Raw genomic sequence first — 14,329 nt, forward strand, 5'->3', positions numbered from 1 at the left:
GCACCGCGGCTTCTAAGATCACGGTTCTTTCATCCTCTTTGAGCCATCGTTCATGTTCAGCGCACCTCCATTACTCGCCCTCTTTGTCACACGTCAAGCCACGCCGGGGCTGAGCGCATGAAGCCCGCTGTGTTGCACCCGCGTGACCTAGCCCTGGCGCTGCTGGTCATCGTGGTGTGGGGTGTCAACTTTGCCGTCATCAAGGTCGGGCTGGTCGGTGTGCCGCCGCTGTTGTTGGCAGCGCTGCGGTTTATGCTGGCGGCGTTTCCGGCGCTGCTGTTTGTGCGTGCGCCCAAAGTGCCGTTGCGCTTGTACCTGGCGTTTGGGTTAACGATGTCGGTCGGGCAGTTTGCGTTTTTGTTCAGCGCCATTCATGTCGGCATGCCGTCCGGGCTGGCTTCGCTGGTGTTGCAATCGCAGTCGTTTTTTACCCTGGTACTCACCGCCTTGTGGCTCAAGGAAAAGTGGCATGCCAACCAGCTCGCAGGCCTGCTGCTGGCCGCCGGTGGGCTGGTGCTGATTGGCAGTGCCCATGGCACCAGCATGCCACTCACCGGCTTTTTGCTGACCGTGGCGGCGGCAACGATGTGGGCCTGCGGCAACATCGTCAGCCGCGCGGTGGGGCGCTATGGGCCAATGAACCAACTGGCTTTTGTGGTGTGGGCCAGCCTGGTGCCGCCGCTGCCGTTGCTGGCGCTGTCCGCCGTGCTGGAAGGCCCTGCGGTGATGGCTGCCGCGTTGCAGGCGTTCAGTGTGCAGAGCTTTGCCGCCGTGGCCTACATCGCCTGGGCCTCCACGCTGTTGGGCTATGCGGTGTGGAACTATTTGCTGGCGCACTACCCGGTCAACCGCATCGCACCGTTCACGCTGCTGGTGCCCCTGGTGGGCCTGAGCACCGGCTGGCTGGTGTTTGGCGAGTCACTGCAGCCGGTTCATTTTGCCGGGGGTGCGTTGCTGATGGTGGGTTTGCTGGTCAATCTGTTTGGTGCGTCCTGGTTAGCTCGGCGGCAGTTGAAGACTTGATTCTGCAATTGTTTTGATAGCTGCTTACGCATATATTTAATGGGCTACAGGCCAAAATCGCTCACAACCCGAACCGGCAGCTTGTAAAACGCGCCATAGCGCTGCACCGCAGCGGCGAAGCGTTGAGCATCTGCCGGGCTCAGGTGGGTGAAGGGTGTGGTGGCGATGTCGATGCCGGTTTTTTTGAAGACACGCTTCCAGGTGCCTACCACGCGCCCATCGATCACGATGGTGGCGGCGAATACACCGTTACCGCCGGGGCAAGTTTTCTCGGCGTGGGCGGCATCCAGCACGGCGCTGCGGTCTTTGTAGCCCAGCAGGTATTCATCAAAGCCGGGCAGCGCAAAGGCAGTGGGCGCTTCTTTCGGCGTGTGGCTAGTTGCGGGTAGCCAGTAGGTGAGTTTGCCCACGGTGTCAGACACCAGCCGATGCCGGACGGCCTCCAGCCCGCTGCGTGCCTCTGCGGCACTCAAGCCTGACCACCAGATGAAGTCTTGCAGCGTGGCCGGGCCACGGCTCAAGAAATAACGCGCGGCCAATTCGGCCAGGGCTTCGTCGCGGGTTGTGGACGGTGTGGGGGCAATCCATTCATCGACCAGGGCAAAGTTTTGCTCTTTGTCGTTGCTGGTGGCCAGGCAGATCAAGCCGTGCAGGGCGCAGTTCCACAAGATGTGGTAACCGCGCTGCCCGGCGATGGCGATGTGGGCCTGCGCCAGCGCGGCATACATATCCTCGCGTGAGAGGTGTTTGCCACCTTGCAAGGCCTGAGTGAACACCTCACGACAACGCGCCAGGGTGGTGTCGTCCAGCTCCAGCGCACGGCGGCGGCTGGCACTGCTGGCCAGGTTTTTGGGCGAGGTCAGCATCAGCATCCAACGCAGGTCTTGTGCCGCCACCACATGCAGCGTGCCGCGCATTGGCCAGGTTCGCACGAGTTTGCCGGTATCAAAAGCCTGCACCACATCGGCCTCGGTGGCGGATGGCATACGCAAGGCGATGGACCACTTGACACCGGGATAGTCCTGCCCTTGCAGGCCGCCCAGCCAGGCCACCACTTGTTCGGGTTGCGTCAGGCGCGGCTGGGCAATGTGCTGGTGCTGCAGGCGCAGGGCGGGGATGTTCATGGTCGCGGGTCTTTGGCGCGGTAGGGCATCTTCATGTAGGCATTGCCTGCGGCCAATTCAGCCAGCATTTGCGCCAAGCGTTTGTGCTGCGTGGCCGGAAGTTTGGCGCGTGTGATCCAGCCAATGTAGTCGTTGCGCTGGTACGGTGGGCGGGCTTCATAGGCGGCAGTGAGGTTTTTCTCGGCCAGGGCGGCGCGGATCGCCTCTGGCATGGGGTAAGACTCACGGGTCATGCGGGAAGAGCTTGTCATGGGTACTCCTTGGGTTTGACGTTCAGACCACATGACAATGATAATCAGCCTGCAGACCATGTAAATCATGCGTAAAAAGCTATTTAATCTATAGCACTTTCTGCATGAACACACTCAAAGGATCATCGGTGTAAGTGCCAAACCGTTCGCAGGCTTGGTAGCCACAACGCGCGTAGAGCCCAAGCGCCTGCGGCTGGCTCGGGCCGGTTTCAAGCTTCAGCAACTGACAGGCCGATTGCGCCGCTGCGGCTTCCAGCGTCTGAAGTATTTTCTTGGCCACGCCAAGCCCGCGCTGCCCGGGGCGCACATACATGCGTTTGAGCTCACCGTATTCCGGTGACAGTACCACGGTACCACATCCCACGGCCTGGCCGACATCATCCCGCGCCAGCACAAACAAAACCCGGTCTGCGTCAACCGAAGTCAAATCCAGCGCATGGTGACTCTCCGGCGGATAGAGCGCACTTTGGTACGCGTCCAGCTCGGCAACGAGCGCGATGGCATCGGCCTGGTCGGGTGACTCGAAAGAAATACGCATGCCGCCGCCTCAAATGGCTTTGTAAAAAATCGTCGTTGCACACAGGCCGCCGCTGGGCCACAAGGCATAGTTGGGCACCTGACCACACAGTTGCCAGCCCAGCCTTTGGTACAGGCCCTCGGCCCCACCGCCGGTGGCGGTATCGAGCACCAACAGGCTTTTGCCCGCGCCACGCGCACACTGCTCGGCAGCTTGCATCAGACGCGCGCCCAGGCCGTGGCGGCGCGCGCTGCGGTGCACCAGCAGCTTGGAAAGCTCGGCCCGATGCGGCTGGTTCTCTTTCTGTACAAACACCACTTGCACCGTGCCGACAATTTGACCAGCCTCGTCACGGGCCACCCACAAGGCGCGTTCACCAATGGCCACGTTGCTGAGCACCTCACGCCAAAATGCGTCGGCCTTGGCGATGGAGAGCGGGCTCATGAAACCGACCGATGCGCCGCCCTCGGTGCAGTCGACCAGCAGGTCGCTCAAAGCGGCCAGATCGGCATCTGGCAAGGTATGAAGTTGTTCGATTTGGGGCAATGGGGACACGGTGGGCTCCTGGTTCATAACGACGCAGTATTGATGACCACGACGTAACGTGCGGGCTGTTGGCTGGTGTTCTGGTAGACGATGCTGTCGCTCTCTTGCATGGCCAGACAATCTCCGGTTTGCAGGTGATGGTGCACGCCGCCCAGAATCAGCTCCATGCAACCTTCCAGCACCCACACTTGCTGGTGCACACCCACCTCGCGCAGGCCACCGGCATAACTCACCTTGGCACCGGCCGGGAATTCGACTTCAACCATCTGAATCGGCGAGCGAAAGTGCGGCGGCGAAATATTGCGCCGCTGGTAGCCCGATTGCGGATCGGTCCACTGCAATTGCTCAGCCCGCCGCACCAGGGGGCTGGCATCGGGCAGCGGTGCTTCAAACAAAGAGGCCAGCGTGACACCCAGGCCAAACGCCAGCTTATCCAGCACGGCGGCGGTCGGGCTGCTCTCGCCGCGCTCGATCAGTGAGATCATCGAACGACTGACATCGCACTTCTTGGCCAGGGCATCAAGCGACAGGCCACGCTCGGCGCGCAAGGCGCTGACACGATCCGCGATGCGCCGGTTGATGTCCGGCTGGGGGTTACTGCTGGATTGTTCTTTCATATTGGATTTATTGTCCAATATGATAGACTTTGTGTCAAGCCGGATAAGCCGAATACTGATCCGCCACCGCCCACCAGCGCCCCTGTTCGCGCACAAAGAAGAACAGATCACGCCCGCCCATCTCAATGCGCTGACCACCCATGGTGAAGGCCATGTCAAAGTAGTAGCTCACCACGGCAGACTCGCCATAAACCTGGATCAGCGGCTCGGTCTCGGTCCAGTGGTGGATGGTGGCGGCCTGGGCAAAGCCCTTCCAGCCCGCCAGGCACTCGGCTTGGCCCAGGCGGCGCAGCCGGTCGGTGGCGGTGATGGCGACCATGTTGGGGTGGAAGAAATTCACCAGATCGTCCGGGTTGCCTTGGGTCCAGGCATCGTTCATGGCGCGTACCGTGCGCCAGATGTCTTGCTGAGTGGGTGTGTCAAAGTGAGGGTTCATGGGTTTCCTTGAAGGATTAAGAAGACCGCTATGGTGCGCGTAAGAAGGCCCGGCGTGAAGTGGCAGAATTGCCAAAAATTTAGGGCAAACATGCCAAACCACACCATTGCACTGCTGATCGAACCCGGCTCCACCCTGTCCAGCGTGATGACCTCGCTGGACATGATGAGCATTGCCCGGCGCTACCCGCAGGCGCAGGACTGCCGGGTGGATGTGCTGTCCACCTCCGGCGGCACGGTGGCGCTGGCCCATGGGGTGCAGGTGCAGACACAGGCCTTGCCGGACACGCTGGCCGACTACGCCGCCGTCATCCTGCCCGGCTTTTTGGCCGAAGACCTGCCCACGCTGACGCAGCAGTTGCACAGCGTCTGGCAGCCGGTGCTGGATCGGCTGCCCACGGTGCGAGCCGATGCGCTGCTGGCGGCCAGTTGTTACGGCACCTTTGTGCTGGCCGAAAGCGGCCTGCTTGACGGCTGCGCGGCCACCACCACCTGGTGGCTGCAAGCCGCGTTTGCCGCAGCCTACCCGCGGGTCAAGCTTGATGCCGACCGCGCCCTGGTGGACGGCGGGCGGGTGCTCACCGCCGGGGCCATGACGGCGCACACCGATTTGTCACTGCACGTGTTGCGCCGCCTGTTTGGTGCGGCGCTGGCCCGCCGTGTCGGCGGCATCATGCTGGTGGACGGGGCCAGAACCTCACAACGCCCCTTCATGGCCTTGCCGCGCCACTTTGCCGACCCGCTGGCGCAGCAAGCTGCCGACTGGCTGGCTCAGCGCTACCGCCGGCCTTGCACCTGCGACGAATTGGCCGCAGCCCTGCATGTGAGTTACCGCACGCTGCACCGGCGTTTTCAGGCTGCGGTGGGCATGGCCCCGCTGGCCTATTTGCAAGCGCTGCGAGTAGAGCAAGCCAAGGTGCTGCTGGAAGACAGCCGCATGAGTCTGGAGCAAATTGTGGAAGACGTCGGCTACAGCGATGTGAGTGCCTTTCGCCAGCTCTTCACCCGCACCGCCGGATTGAGCCCGGCGCAGTACCGGGAGCGCTTTCGGCATCCGCCTGTCCTGAACCCGTCAACTTGATCAAAACTTGATCGAATCGCGACAATGCTTGCGCGGCACAGAACAGCACACCCACACCTGCCTCAGCACAATGAAACCTTCTTCATTTCACAAGGTTGAACTCATGAAAATCGTATCCCTCTGCCACACCTTGATCGCCGGTCTGGCGCTGTCGGCCAGTCTGAGCGCCCAGGCCGCCGACTTCAAGGTGGAGACCGACAGCCAGCTTGATGGCCGTTTTCCCAATGCCCAATTTGCCAACGGTTTTGGCTGCCAGGGGGGCAATGTGTCGCCGCACATCCGCTGGCAAGGCGCACCGGCAGACACCAAAAGCTTTGTCGTCACCGTGTATGACCCGGATGCCCCGACCGGCTCGGGCTGGTGGCACTGGGTGCTTGCTGACTTGCCCGCCAGCGTGCATGAGCTCGCCTTGGGCGCAGGCAGCGAACCCGGCAAACTGCCCGCAGGCGCGGTGCAGTTCAAGCACGATGGCGGCCAGGCCGGTTACCTGGGGGCCTGCCCGCCAGTGGGGCAAACCCACCGCTACGTGATCACCGTGCACGCCCTGAAAGTGGACAAGCTTGAGCTGCCAGCGAGCGCCTCACCCGCACTGGTGGGCTTCATGAGCTACGTCAACGGCCTGGGCAAGGCCAGTACCACGGTACTGGCGGGGCGCTGATGTCGGCCACCGAACCGCGCATCATCCAGCGCCCCGGCGTGGGCAGCAGCGCGGGCATCTTGCAGCGCCAGGAGCTGGAATTCAAACGGCTGGTGGTGGACCAGCCGGTGCTGATTCTGGTGTTGCAAGGCATCAAGACCCTGCGCTGGGCGCACGGCGAGGTCCACATGCGGGCCGGTGAAGCGCTGGCCCTGGCGGCGGGGCAGTCGGTCGACATCATCAACCGCATGGCACCGAACGGGGCCTACCGGGCACGCTGGCTGGCCTGGGACCCGGCACTGATCGCCGCCCATGCGCAGCAGAACCCGGCCCAGCCGGTGATCCGCCATGCGCTGCCGATTGTGGCTACCGGTGGTGAATTTACCGAAGCCTTCCAGCGAGCCCTGCAAGCGGTGGAAGACCCGGGCCTTCCTGCAGAGATTGCCCGCCACCGCTTGGCTGAAATGTTGCAGTGGCTGGCCCTGCATGGCGGGCGCTTTGAGCCGTCTGAGCCGCTGACGCTCAGCGCCAAAGTGCGGCGGCTGATCAGCCAGGATCTGGCGCGGGAATGGTCTGCTGCCGATGTGGCCACAAGCTTTGCCATGAGCGAGGCCAGCTTGCGCCGCAAGCTGGCCGACGAGGGGGCTTGCCTGAGCGACATCCTGAGTGACACACGTCTGTCTTCTGCCCTGGGCTTGCTGCTTTCCACCGCGCAACCGGTGACGCAGATTGCGCTGAGCTGCGGCTACCAGACGCCGTCGCACTTTGCGGCACGGTTTCGCCAGCGTTTCGACTTTTCACCCTCAGCGATTCGGCGCAAGGGCACCGCACAAGATCCTGCTCATTGAATGGATCACCCATAGACGTGCTCTAGGCAACCTTTTGGGGGAAAGCTACACAGATGCCACAAGTTAGCAGGGGAATTTGCCCAATGGACAAGGGCTGTGGATGGCTAACAACAACCAGCCAATTTTCGACATACGATGGACCCAATGTCCCAATCTTCAAACTAACCTCGATAGAAAAATCGTGGGTCGCAAGATGTCAGTTTTTTGGATTAACTACCAGTCGCTTTTGGGTACGACCTCTGTTTTGACGATTGATCCGATATGAAATGAGACTATGAAAATCCAAATTTATAGCATCAAATACATAACTGGTGCGGCTGGCGGGGATCGAACCCACGACCCTTGGCTTCGGAGGCCAATACTCTATCCACTGAGCTACAGCCGCATCTGTCTGAACAGACCCGCATTCTCGCACAGACCCATGGTCCGAAAAACCGCCCCCCTGTCGCACCGTCTGCAGATGACTGGCGCACTCAAGATCATCTGACGTGTTTCGTCGTTGAAGTCATTCATTACCAAGTCCGACAGACTCCTCAATAAGCCCTAAAACGCAATTTTTCTTATAACCCCAACGTCTGCCAAACCTGCTCCACCCGCGCCGTCACCTCCGCACTCATGGTCAAGGGCTTACCCCATTCCCGAGTTGTCTCCCCAGGCCATTTGTTCGTTGCATCCAGCCCCATCTTGCTGCCCAGACCACTCACCGGTGAGGCAAAGTCGAGGTAATCGATCGGCGTGTTGTCGGCCAGCAGCGTGTCGCGGGTAGGATCGACGCGAGTGGTGATGGCCCAGATCACGTCAGCCCAGTCGCGCACATTCACGTCATCGTCCACCACCACGATGAACTTGGTGTACATGAACTGGCGCAGAAAGCTCCAGATACCAAACATCACCCGGCGGGCGTGGCCGGGGTAGGCTTTTCGGATGCTGACCACCGCCATGCGGTAACTGCAGCCTTCGGCGGGAAGGTAGAAGTCGGTGATCTCGGGGTACTGGCGTTGCAGCAGCGGCACAAACAGCTCGTTTAAGGCCAGCGCCAGCATGGCGGGCTCATCGGGTGGCCTGCCGGTGTAGGTGGAGTGGTAGATGGGTTCGCGGCGCTGGGTGATGCGCTCGATGGTGAACACCGGAAACTCGGCCTGCTCGTTGTAATAACCGGTGTGGTCACCAAACGGGCCCTCCAGAGCGTGCTCGAAGCCGCTCTTGTGAGTGGCATCGGGGAGGATGTGGCCTTCGAGCACGATCTCGGCAAAAGCTGGCACACGCAATTCACTGCCCAAGGCCTTGACCAGCTCGGTGCGGCTGCCGCGCAACAGCCCGGCAAACTGGTATTCGCTCAAACTGTCGGGCACGGGGGTGACTGCGCCCAGAATCGTGGCCGGGTCAGCGCCAAGCGCCACACACACCGGGTAGGCTTGGCCGGGGTTTTGCTGGGCGTGGTCACGAAAATCCAGCGCGCCACCGCGATGCGGCAGCCAGCGCATGATGACTTTGTTGCGGGCCAGCACCTGCTGGCGGTAGATGCCCAGGTTTTGCCGCGCCTTGTGCGGTCCTTTCGTAATCACCAGACCCCAGGTGATGAGGGGGGCTACGTCGCCGGGCCAGCAATGCTGGATCGGCAGGCGCGCCAGATCCACGTCGGCACCTTCCCAAACGACTTCCTGGCAAGGCGCGCTGCTGAGTTCTTTGGGGGCCATACTCCACAGGGTTTTGACCAGGCTGCCCATACCGATCAGTTCCTTGAAGCCTTTGGGCGCCTCGGGCTCCTTGAGCGTGGCCAACACATGGCCAAACTGGCGCAGCTCGCTCACATCTTTCACCCCCATGCCCAGAGCGACGCGCCGGGTGGTGCCGAACAGGTTGCCCAGCACCGGGATGGTGTGGCCGGTAGGGTGCTCAAACAGCAGGGCCGGGCCGCCCGCGCGCAGCACCTTGTCACACAGGGCGGTCATTTCCAAATGGGGGGAAACCTTAGCCTGCACACGCTTGAGTTCGCCCAAGCGCTCCAGCTGGACCATGAATTCACGCAGATCGCGATAAGCCACAGAGTTGCTCTCGGAAGAATAAGTGGGGCTGCCCCATTACGGAGTCAGTCCAACCCAGCGCGACACCCCGGCTTGCGGTAAACCGAGCAAATCCATGACCCGGCTCACGGTGTGATCAATCATCTCATTCAACGTCTGAGGACGATGGTAGAAGCTGGGTACCGGAGGAAAGATGAGACCGCCCATTTCGGTGACGCTGGTCATGTTGCGCAAGTGGGCCAGGTTCAGCGGGGTTTCGCGCACCATCAAGATCAACCTGCGACGCTCCTTAAGCATCACATCTGCGGCACGGGTGATCAGATTGTCTGACAGGCCGTGGGCCACCGCTGCCAGCGTGCGCATGGAGCACGGTGCAATCACCATGCCGTCGCACAGGAATGAGCCGCTGGCAATGGTGGCACCAACTTCGTCAATCGGGTGAACCACATCGGCCAGATCTTCCAGATAATCAAGCGTCATGTCCAACTCTTGCTGCACATTCAACCAACCGGCACCAGACACTACCAAATGGGTACGCACGTGCTCAATGCCACGCAAAACTTCCAGCAGGCGTACGCCATACACCGCACCGCTGGCCCCGGAAATGGCGACGATGATGCGTTTGGGCTGAGACAGAGGCATGGTGCGCTGTCCTTAACGCGGCTTCAGGCTGCCCAGCCGCGCCTTGAAATGCTCGCGGGCTTGCGCCAGCACATGGCGAGGGTGCAACTGCGCCAGGTTGAACACCGGTAATTCAATGGCATCAATGGTGTTTTTCACCAACAGGCCCAACTCGGTGTCGCCCTCCATGGCCAGACGGCGATTGAAAAACAAGGTGTCAGGGTCTTCCAGGCGGCGGGCCAGTTGCACATAGTCATGCGCACTGGCGCTCAGCGTCAAATCGGCTGCGCTGGTGTTTTGGCAGGCCACAAAACGGCCGTTTTTCCATTCAAAATCAAACGCCCACTGGGCATCGAGCACCCGCAGGCGCAGCTTTTTGCCGGTCAACATCTGCGTCACATCGGCATTCAACTTCTGGCTCAGCGCCACATTCAGCCCTGTAACAAACAGCATCGAGCCAGGGAGCGCAGGCAGGCGGCCCAGCAACTGACCTACCGGTTTGGGAATGACATAGGGAGGAGTTGGCATGGTGATTCCTTTTCAAAGCTGGGGCTAAACCGTCTCGGGCACCAGTTGCTCCAGCCCGGGTTTACCGTACCAGTAGCCGTTGCAGGGTTTTTCGGGCATCAGCGTGAGCAACTCGGCATTGGCCGTGGTGGCATCCAGACGGCCCTGGATCACCCCATCAAACAATTCAAGGATACGCACCGTGTGCTGCGCCTGCGGACTGATACGTGCCACGTCCACCCCCATGGACAACATGGTGGTCAGTTCAGGCAGCAGATTCTGCACACGAGCCGATTGGGTCTGGATGCCGTTGAGCACCAAAAATTCTTCGTTTTCCTGGGTGCGCATCAACAAGCCGTCAGGGTGTTCCAGACATTTGAACTGGCAATCGTCCTTGGGCAGGTTGCAGTGGCGCGCAGTGAAACAACGCGCTGAAAACGCCAACGGCATCCGACCATAAGCAAACACCTCGGTCTGCAAGCCTGCGGGGCGGCCGTGTTGCATCACCGCCAGATCAGCGCGGCTCATTTCCAGCGGCATGACCCAACGGTGGAGGCCTAGTGGGGCCAGCCATTGCAGCGTCGGCAGGTTGTAAATGTTCAGGTGTGGCCCGGCCACAAAGGGTACTTTGCCTTCCAGGCAATGCACCGCGCCCATGTCATTGGCTTCGACCATGAATGTGCCGTTGGCGGTGATCTTGTGCAGCGTTGTGACATCCGCACCGGACTCAATCAGCACCTGGGTCGAGAGCAGCACTTCTTTACCGGCCTCGCGCAAGACCTGGGCAATGTCCAGCCAATCGTTCAAGCGCACCTCGTGGCGGCGTGAGCACACCGCCTCACCCAGGTAAACGATGTCCACCGGGCTGGCTGCCACAGCTTCGTAAAACGCCAGCACGTCGTCGCGCGGCCAGTAGTAGAGGATGGGGCCAAGAGCTAATTTCATTTTGTAGATTGAATTTCCAATAGACGCTCACCAAGTCGGCACAGCAGCGCTGGGGCGGCTTTTTGTGCTTTCTTCATTTCCATGGCCTGTGGTAGGCACCCAGCGTGTGCTGCTGGCCTTCGGCCACTTTGTCCAGCTCACTGATCCAGATCGGTTTGGCACTGTAACGGTGCGGATTGTCGCGGCAACTGTCTATGGCGGAGCGCCACACTTTGGTGACCTGGGCCACATAGGCCGGGCTGCGCTGGCGGCCTTCGATCTTGATGGCGCTGACACCTATCTTCATCAAATCCGGCAACAGCGACAAGGTGTTGAGGCTGGTGGGCTCTTCAATGGCGTAGTAGTTGTGGTCATCACCCACGTCAAAACGACCTTTGCACAGCGTTGGGTAACCGGCGTTTTCGCCAGGGGCGTAGCGGTCAATCAGCACGCCGTTCAGACGTGACTCGCGGCCCTTCGGGGTCTCGACCCAGCGCACCGCTTTGGGCGGCGAGCACACCCCGTTGGTGTTAGGCGCTTCACCGGTCACGTAGCTGGACAGGGCGCATCGCCCCTCCACCATCACACACAGGCTGCCAAAGCCAAACACTTCGATTTCAACCGGGGATTTTTCCAGCACCTGCTGCACCTGCACCAGCGACAGCACCCGTGGCAACACCGCACGGGCAATGCCAAAGTGCTGGTAATAAAAATCCAGCGCCTCGTAATTGGTGGCCGAACCTTGCACCGACAAGTGCAGGCGCAACTGGGGCTGGTGTTTGACAGCGTAGGCCATCATGCCGGGGTCAGCCAAAATGACCGCATCGACCCCGCTATGAGCAGCCCGGTCAATGGCGCGTTGCCACAACTCGGCCTTGGTGGCTTGTGGGTAAGTGTTGAGCGCCACAAACACCTTGCGACCCCGGTCATGCGCGTAGCGAATGCCAGCCTCAATGGCGGCTTCGTCAAAGTTCAGCCCGGCAAAATTGCGCGCGTTGGTGGCATCACGAAAGCCCAGATAGACACAATCTGCGCCGTGGTCAATGGCTGCCTTGAGCGCAGGCAAACTACCCGCCGGGCAGACCAGTTCCATACGCGAAACGACATTCGCGTTAGGGGATGGAGTAAGAGAAGAAGCTGCTGAATTCATGGTGCCTGAAACAAGCGCCGTGTTGGGCGCTCACAAAGTCAAGCCGCAGAGGTTAACCACACCATGCGATCAGGTAAATGATGTAGGTCAACGAACTTACAAAAAACACATCCGACAGCGAAGTATGATTTGAGACTGACAGGGTGCATTCAGATGCCCTGCTTGACTCAACCGGAGAACAAACCATGCAAAGACGACACCTGATTGCTGGCGGCCTGGCCGCTGCTGCCCTGCCCCACTGGGCACTGGCCCAAGCACTGGAGAAGCCCAAGGTCACCATTGCCGTAGGTGGCAAGAACCTGCTGTACTACCTGCCGCTGACCATTGCCGAGCAATTAAGTTATTTCAAGGCCGAGGGGCTGGATGTAACCATCGTCGACTTTGCTGGTGGCTCCAAAGCGCTGCAGGCCGTGGTGGGCGGCAGTGCCGATGTGGTGTCGGGCGCGTTTGAACACACCATCAACATGCAGTTCAAGGGCCAGGCTTTGCGGGCTTTTGTGTTGCAGGGTGCCACGCCGCAGATCGTCTTGGGCATCAACCCCAAGACCATGCCCAACTTCAAGGGGATAGCTGATCTCAAGGGCAAAAAAATTGGTGTTTCAGCACCCGGTAGCTCGACCAACGTCATGGTCAACTTCCTGCTGGCCAAGGTGGGCCTCAAGCCCAGCGATGTCAGCATCATCGGTGTGGGCACTGGCAACGGTGCCGTGGCCGCCATGCGCTCGGGTCAGATTGATGCCATGAGCAACCTCGACCCGGTCATCACCTTGCTGCTGCGCTCTGGTGACCTCAAAATCGCCTCGGACACCCGCGTCATGGCCGAGTCTGAAAAGGTCTTTGGTGGCCCCATGCCTGCCGGTTGCCTGTATGCACCCCAACCGTTTCTGGACAAGAATCCTGCGACAGTTCAGGCCCTCACCAACGCCATGGTGCGTGCCGACAAGTGGATTCAGAAAGCCGGTGCTGCCGAGATCATCAAGGCAGTTCCCGAAAGTTATCTGCTGGGTGACCGCGCCGTGTACATTGATGCCTTCCTGGCGGCCAAGGGCTCCTTGTCAGCTGACGGCATGATCCCCGACAAAGGCGCGCAAACCGCCTTCAAGGCGCTGGCCAGTGTGGATGCCAAACTGGGTGCAGCCAAGCTCGACCTGACCGCCGTTTACACCAACGACTTTGTCAAAAAAGCCAACGCCAAGTACCCAAAGGGCTGACATGACGGTTGCGCTTAACTTGCAGGGCGTGGCCTGCACTTTCGTCAGCAAAGACCAACCCGGTCAACGCTACACGGCGGTCAAAGATGTGAACCTGATGGTGGGCGCGGGCGAGTTCGTCAGTGTGGTCGGGCCGACCGGTTGCGGCAAAAGCACTTTATTGAACGTGGCCGCAGGCTTGCTGGCCCCCAGCACCGGTTCGGTCAAGGTATTTGGCCAGCCTTTGCAAGGCATCAACAAACGCGCCGGTTACATGTTTCAGGCCGAAAGCCTGATGCCCTGGCGGACCGCACTGGCCAATGTGTCTGCCGGGCTGCAGTTTCGCGGCGTGCCAGAAGAGCAGGCCGCAATCCAGGCCAATGAGTGGCTGCGCCGCGTCGGTCTGGGTGGTTTTGGCGACCGCTACCCGCACCAGATGAGCGGTGGCATGCGCAAGCGCGTGAGTCTGGCGCAAACCCTGGTACTGGACCCCGACATCATCCTGATGGACGAGCCGTTCTCGGCCCTCGACATCCAGACCCGCCAGCTGATGGAAAACGAGTTGCTCGACATCTGGCAAGCCAAGAAAAAAGCCGTGCTGTTCATCACCCATGACCTGGACGAAGCCATTGCCCTGAGTGACCGCGTGGTGGTGATGAGTGCCGGGCCGGGCAGTCGCCCAATGGGCGACTTCACCATCGATATCGAACGCCCACGTGATGTGGCGGAGATCAAAACCACCTCGCGCTTTCTGGAATTACACGCCGCCATCTGGGCAGTGCTACGCGAAGAGGTGCTCAAGGGCTACCAACAACAACTGAAAGTGGCGTGAAC

At 60.5% G+C, this 14,329-nt stretch carries 17 protein-coding genes and 1 tRNA gene; 6 read left to right on the plus strand and 12 right to left on the minus strand.

What is annotated here, in order from left to right; all coding sequences use genetic code 11:
* The first annotated feature begins 117 nt into the window (after window positions 1-117).
* Window positions 118-1,023: an EamA family transporter gene (locus LDN84_RS21630; RefSeq protein WP_223905852.1), complete on the plus strand. Its 906-nt coding sequence runs from the start codon at window positions 118-120 to the stop codon at window positions 1,021-1,023.
* 44 nt (window positions 1,024-1,067) lie between these two features.
* Here the strand turns inward: LDN84_RS21630 and LDN84_RS21635 are convergent, their stop codons facing one another.
* From LDN84_RS21635 to LDN84_RS21660, 6 genes are all read right to left on the minus strand, one after another.
* Window positions 1,068-2,147, minus strand: a complete 1,080-nt coding sequence (locus LDN84_RS21635; protein WP_223905854.1) for a winged helix DNA-binding domain-containing protein — start codon at window positions 2,145-2,147, stop codon at window positions 1,068-1,070.
* Window positions 2,144-2,398, minus strand: coding sequence for a YdeI/OmpD-associated family protein (locus LDN84_RS21640; protein WP_223905856.1), 255 nt, complete (start codon window positions 2,396-2,398; stop codon window positions 2,144-2,146). Before LDN84_RS21640 ends, LDN84_RS21635 begins: the two co-directional genes overlap by 4 nt.
* Window positions 2,399-2,486: 88 nt before the next feature.
* On the minus strand, window positions 2,487-2,936 hold the full coding sequence (locus LDN84_RS21645; protein WP_223905858.1) for a GNAT family N-acetyltransferase: 450 nt from the start codon (window positions 2,934-2,936) through the stop codon (window positions 2,487-2,489).
* A 9-nt stretch (window positions 2,937-2,945) separates the two neighbouring features.
* A complete protein-coding gene (locus tag LDN84_RS21650) occupies window positions 2,946-3,488 on the minus strand; it encodes a GNAT family N-acetyltransferase (RefSeq protein ID WP_435405906.1) in 543 nt (180 codons plus the stop codon).
* Complete coding sequence (locus tag LDN84_RS21655) at window positions 3,485-4,078, minus strand: helix-turn-helix domain-containing protein (RefSeq protein WP_223905863.1); 594 nt, start codon at window positions 4,076-4,078, stop codon at window positions 3,485-3,487. Before LDN84_RS21655 ends, LDN84_RS21650 begins: the two co-directional genes overlap by 4 nt.
* Before the next feature lie 34 nt (window positions 4,079-4,112).
* On the minus strand, window positions 4,113-4,514 hold the full coding sequence (locus LDN84_RS21660) for a YybH family protein (RefSeq protein WP_223905865.1): 402 nt from the start codon (window positions 4,512-4,514) through the stop codon (window positions 4,113-4,115).
* A gap of 90 nt (window positions 4,515-4,604) precedes the next feature.
* On the opposite strand from LDN84_RS21660, the gene LDN84_RS21665 reads away from it, so the two are divergent.
* From LDN84_RS21665 to LDN84_RS21675, 3 genes are all read left to right on the plus strand, one after another.
* Window positions 4,605-5,594, plus strand: a complete 990-nt coding sequence (locus tag LDN84_RS21665) for a GlxA family transcriptional regulator (protein WP_223905867.1) — start codon at window positions 4,605-4,607, stop codon at window positions 5,592-5,594.
* Between the two features lie 103 nt (window positions 5,595-5,697).
* Complete coding sequence (locus tag LDN84_RS21670) at window positions 5,698-6,252, plus strand: YbhB/YbcL family Raf kinase inhibitor-like protein (RefSeq protein WP_223905869.1); 555 nt, start codon at window positions 5,698-5,700, stop codon at window positions 6,250-6,252.
* Window positions 6,252-7,079, plus strand: a complete 828-nt coding sequence (locus LDN84_RS21675; protein ID WP_223905872.1) for a helix-turn-helix domain-containing protein — start codon at window positions 6,252-6,254, stop codon at window positions 7,077-7,079. Before LDN84_RS21670 ends, LDN84_RS21675 begins: the two co-directional genes overlap by 1 nt.
* 309 nt (window positions 7,080-7,388) lie before the next feature.
* Here LDN84_RS21675 and LDN84_RS21680 read toward each other — a convergent pair.
* From LDN84_RS21680 to ubiU, 6 genes are all read right to left on the minus strand, one after another.
* Window positions 7,389-7,464 (minus strand) — tRNA-Arg (locus LDN84_RS21680).
* 175 nt (window positions 7,465-7,639) lie between these two features.
* Window positions 7,640-9,124, minus strand: coding sequence for a 4-hydroxy-3-polyprenylbenzoate decarboxylase (gene ubiD / locus LDN84_RS21685; RefSeq protein ID WP_223905874.1), 1,485 nt, complete (start codon window positions 9,122-9,124; stop codon window positions 7,640-7,642).
* 36 nt (window positions 9,125-9,160) lie between these two features.
* Window positions 9,161-9,745, minus strand: a complete 585-nt coding sequence (locus LDN84_RS21690) for a UbiX family flavin prenyltransferase (RefSeq protein ID WP_223905876.1) — start codon at window positions 9,743-9,745, stop codon at window positions 9,161-9,163.
* 12 nt (window positions 9,746-9,757) lie between these two features.
* Complete coding sequence (gene ubiT, locus LDN84_RS21695; RefSeq protein ID WP_276572408.1) at window positions 9,758-10,252, minus strand: ubiquinone anaerobic biosynthesis accessory factor UbiT; 495 nt, start codon at window positions 10,250-10,252, stop codon at window positions 9,758-9,760.
* A 24-nt stretch (window positions 10,253-10,276) separates the two neighbouring features.
* Complete coding sequence (ubiV, locus tag LDN84_RS21700; RefSeq protein ID WP_223905878.1) at window positions 10,277-11,176, minus strand: ubiquinone anaerobic biosynthesis protein UbiV; 900 nt, start codon at window positions 11,174-11,176, stop codon at window positions 10,277-10,279.
* Window positions 11,177-11,249: 73 nt separating this feature from the next.
* Entirely contained in the window at window positions 11,250-12,248 is a 999-nt protein-coding gene (gene ubiU, locus LDN84_RS21705) for a ubiquinone anaerobic biosynthesis protein UbiU (RefSeq protein ID WP_223905880.1), read from the minus strand.
* Window positions 12,249-12,490: 242 nt separating this feature from the next.
* Here ubiU and LDN84_RS21710 point away from each other — a divergent pair, with 242 nt between their 5' ends.
* Window positions 12,491-13,516, plus strand: coding sequence for an ABC transporter substrate-binding protein (locus LDN84_RS21710; RefSeq protein WP_223905882.1), 1,026 nt, complete (start codon window positions 12,491-12,493; stop codon window positions 13,514-13,516).
* A gap of 1 nt (window position 13,517) precedes the next feature.
* Window positions 13,518-14,327, plus strand: a complete 810-nt coding sequence (locus LDN84_RS21715) for an ABC transporter ATP-binding protein (RefSeq protein ID WP_223905884.1) — start codon at window positions 13,518-13,520, stop codon at window positions 14,325-14,327.
* Window positions 14,328-14,329: the final 2 nt, after the last annotated feature.

The sequence above is a fragment of the Rhodoferax lithotrophicus genome (assembly GCF_019973615.1).
Lineage (GTDB): Bacteria > Pseudomonadota > Gammaproteobacteria > Burkholderiales > Burkholderiaceae_C > Rhodoferax > Rhodoferax lithotrophicus.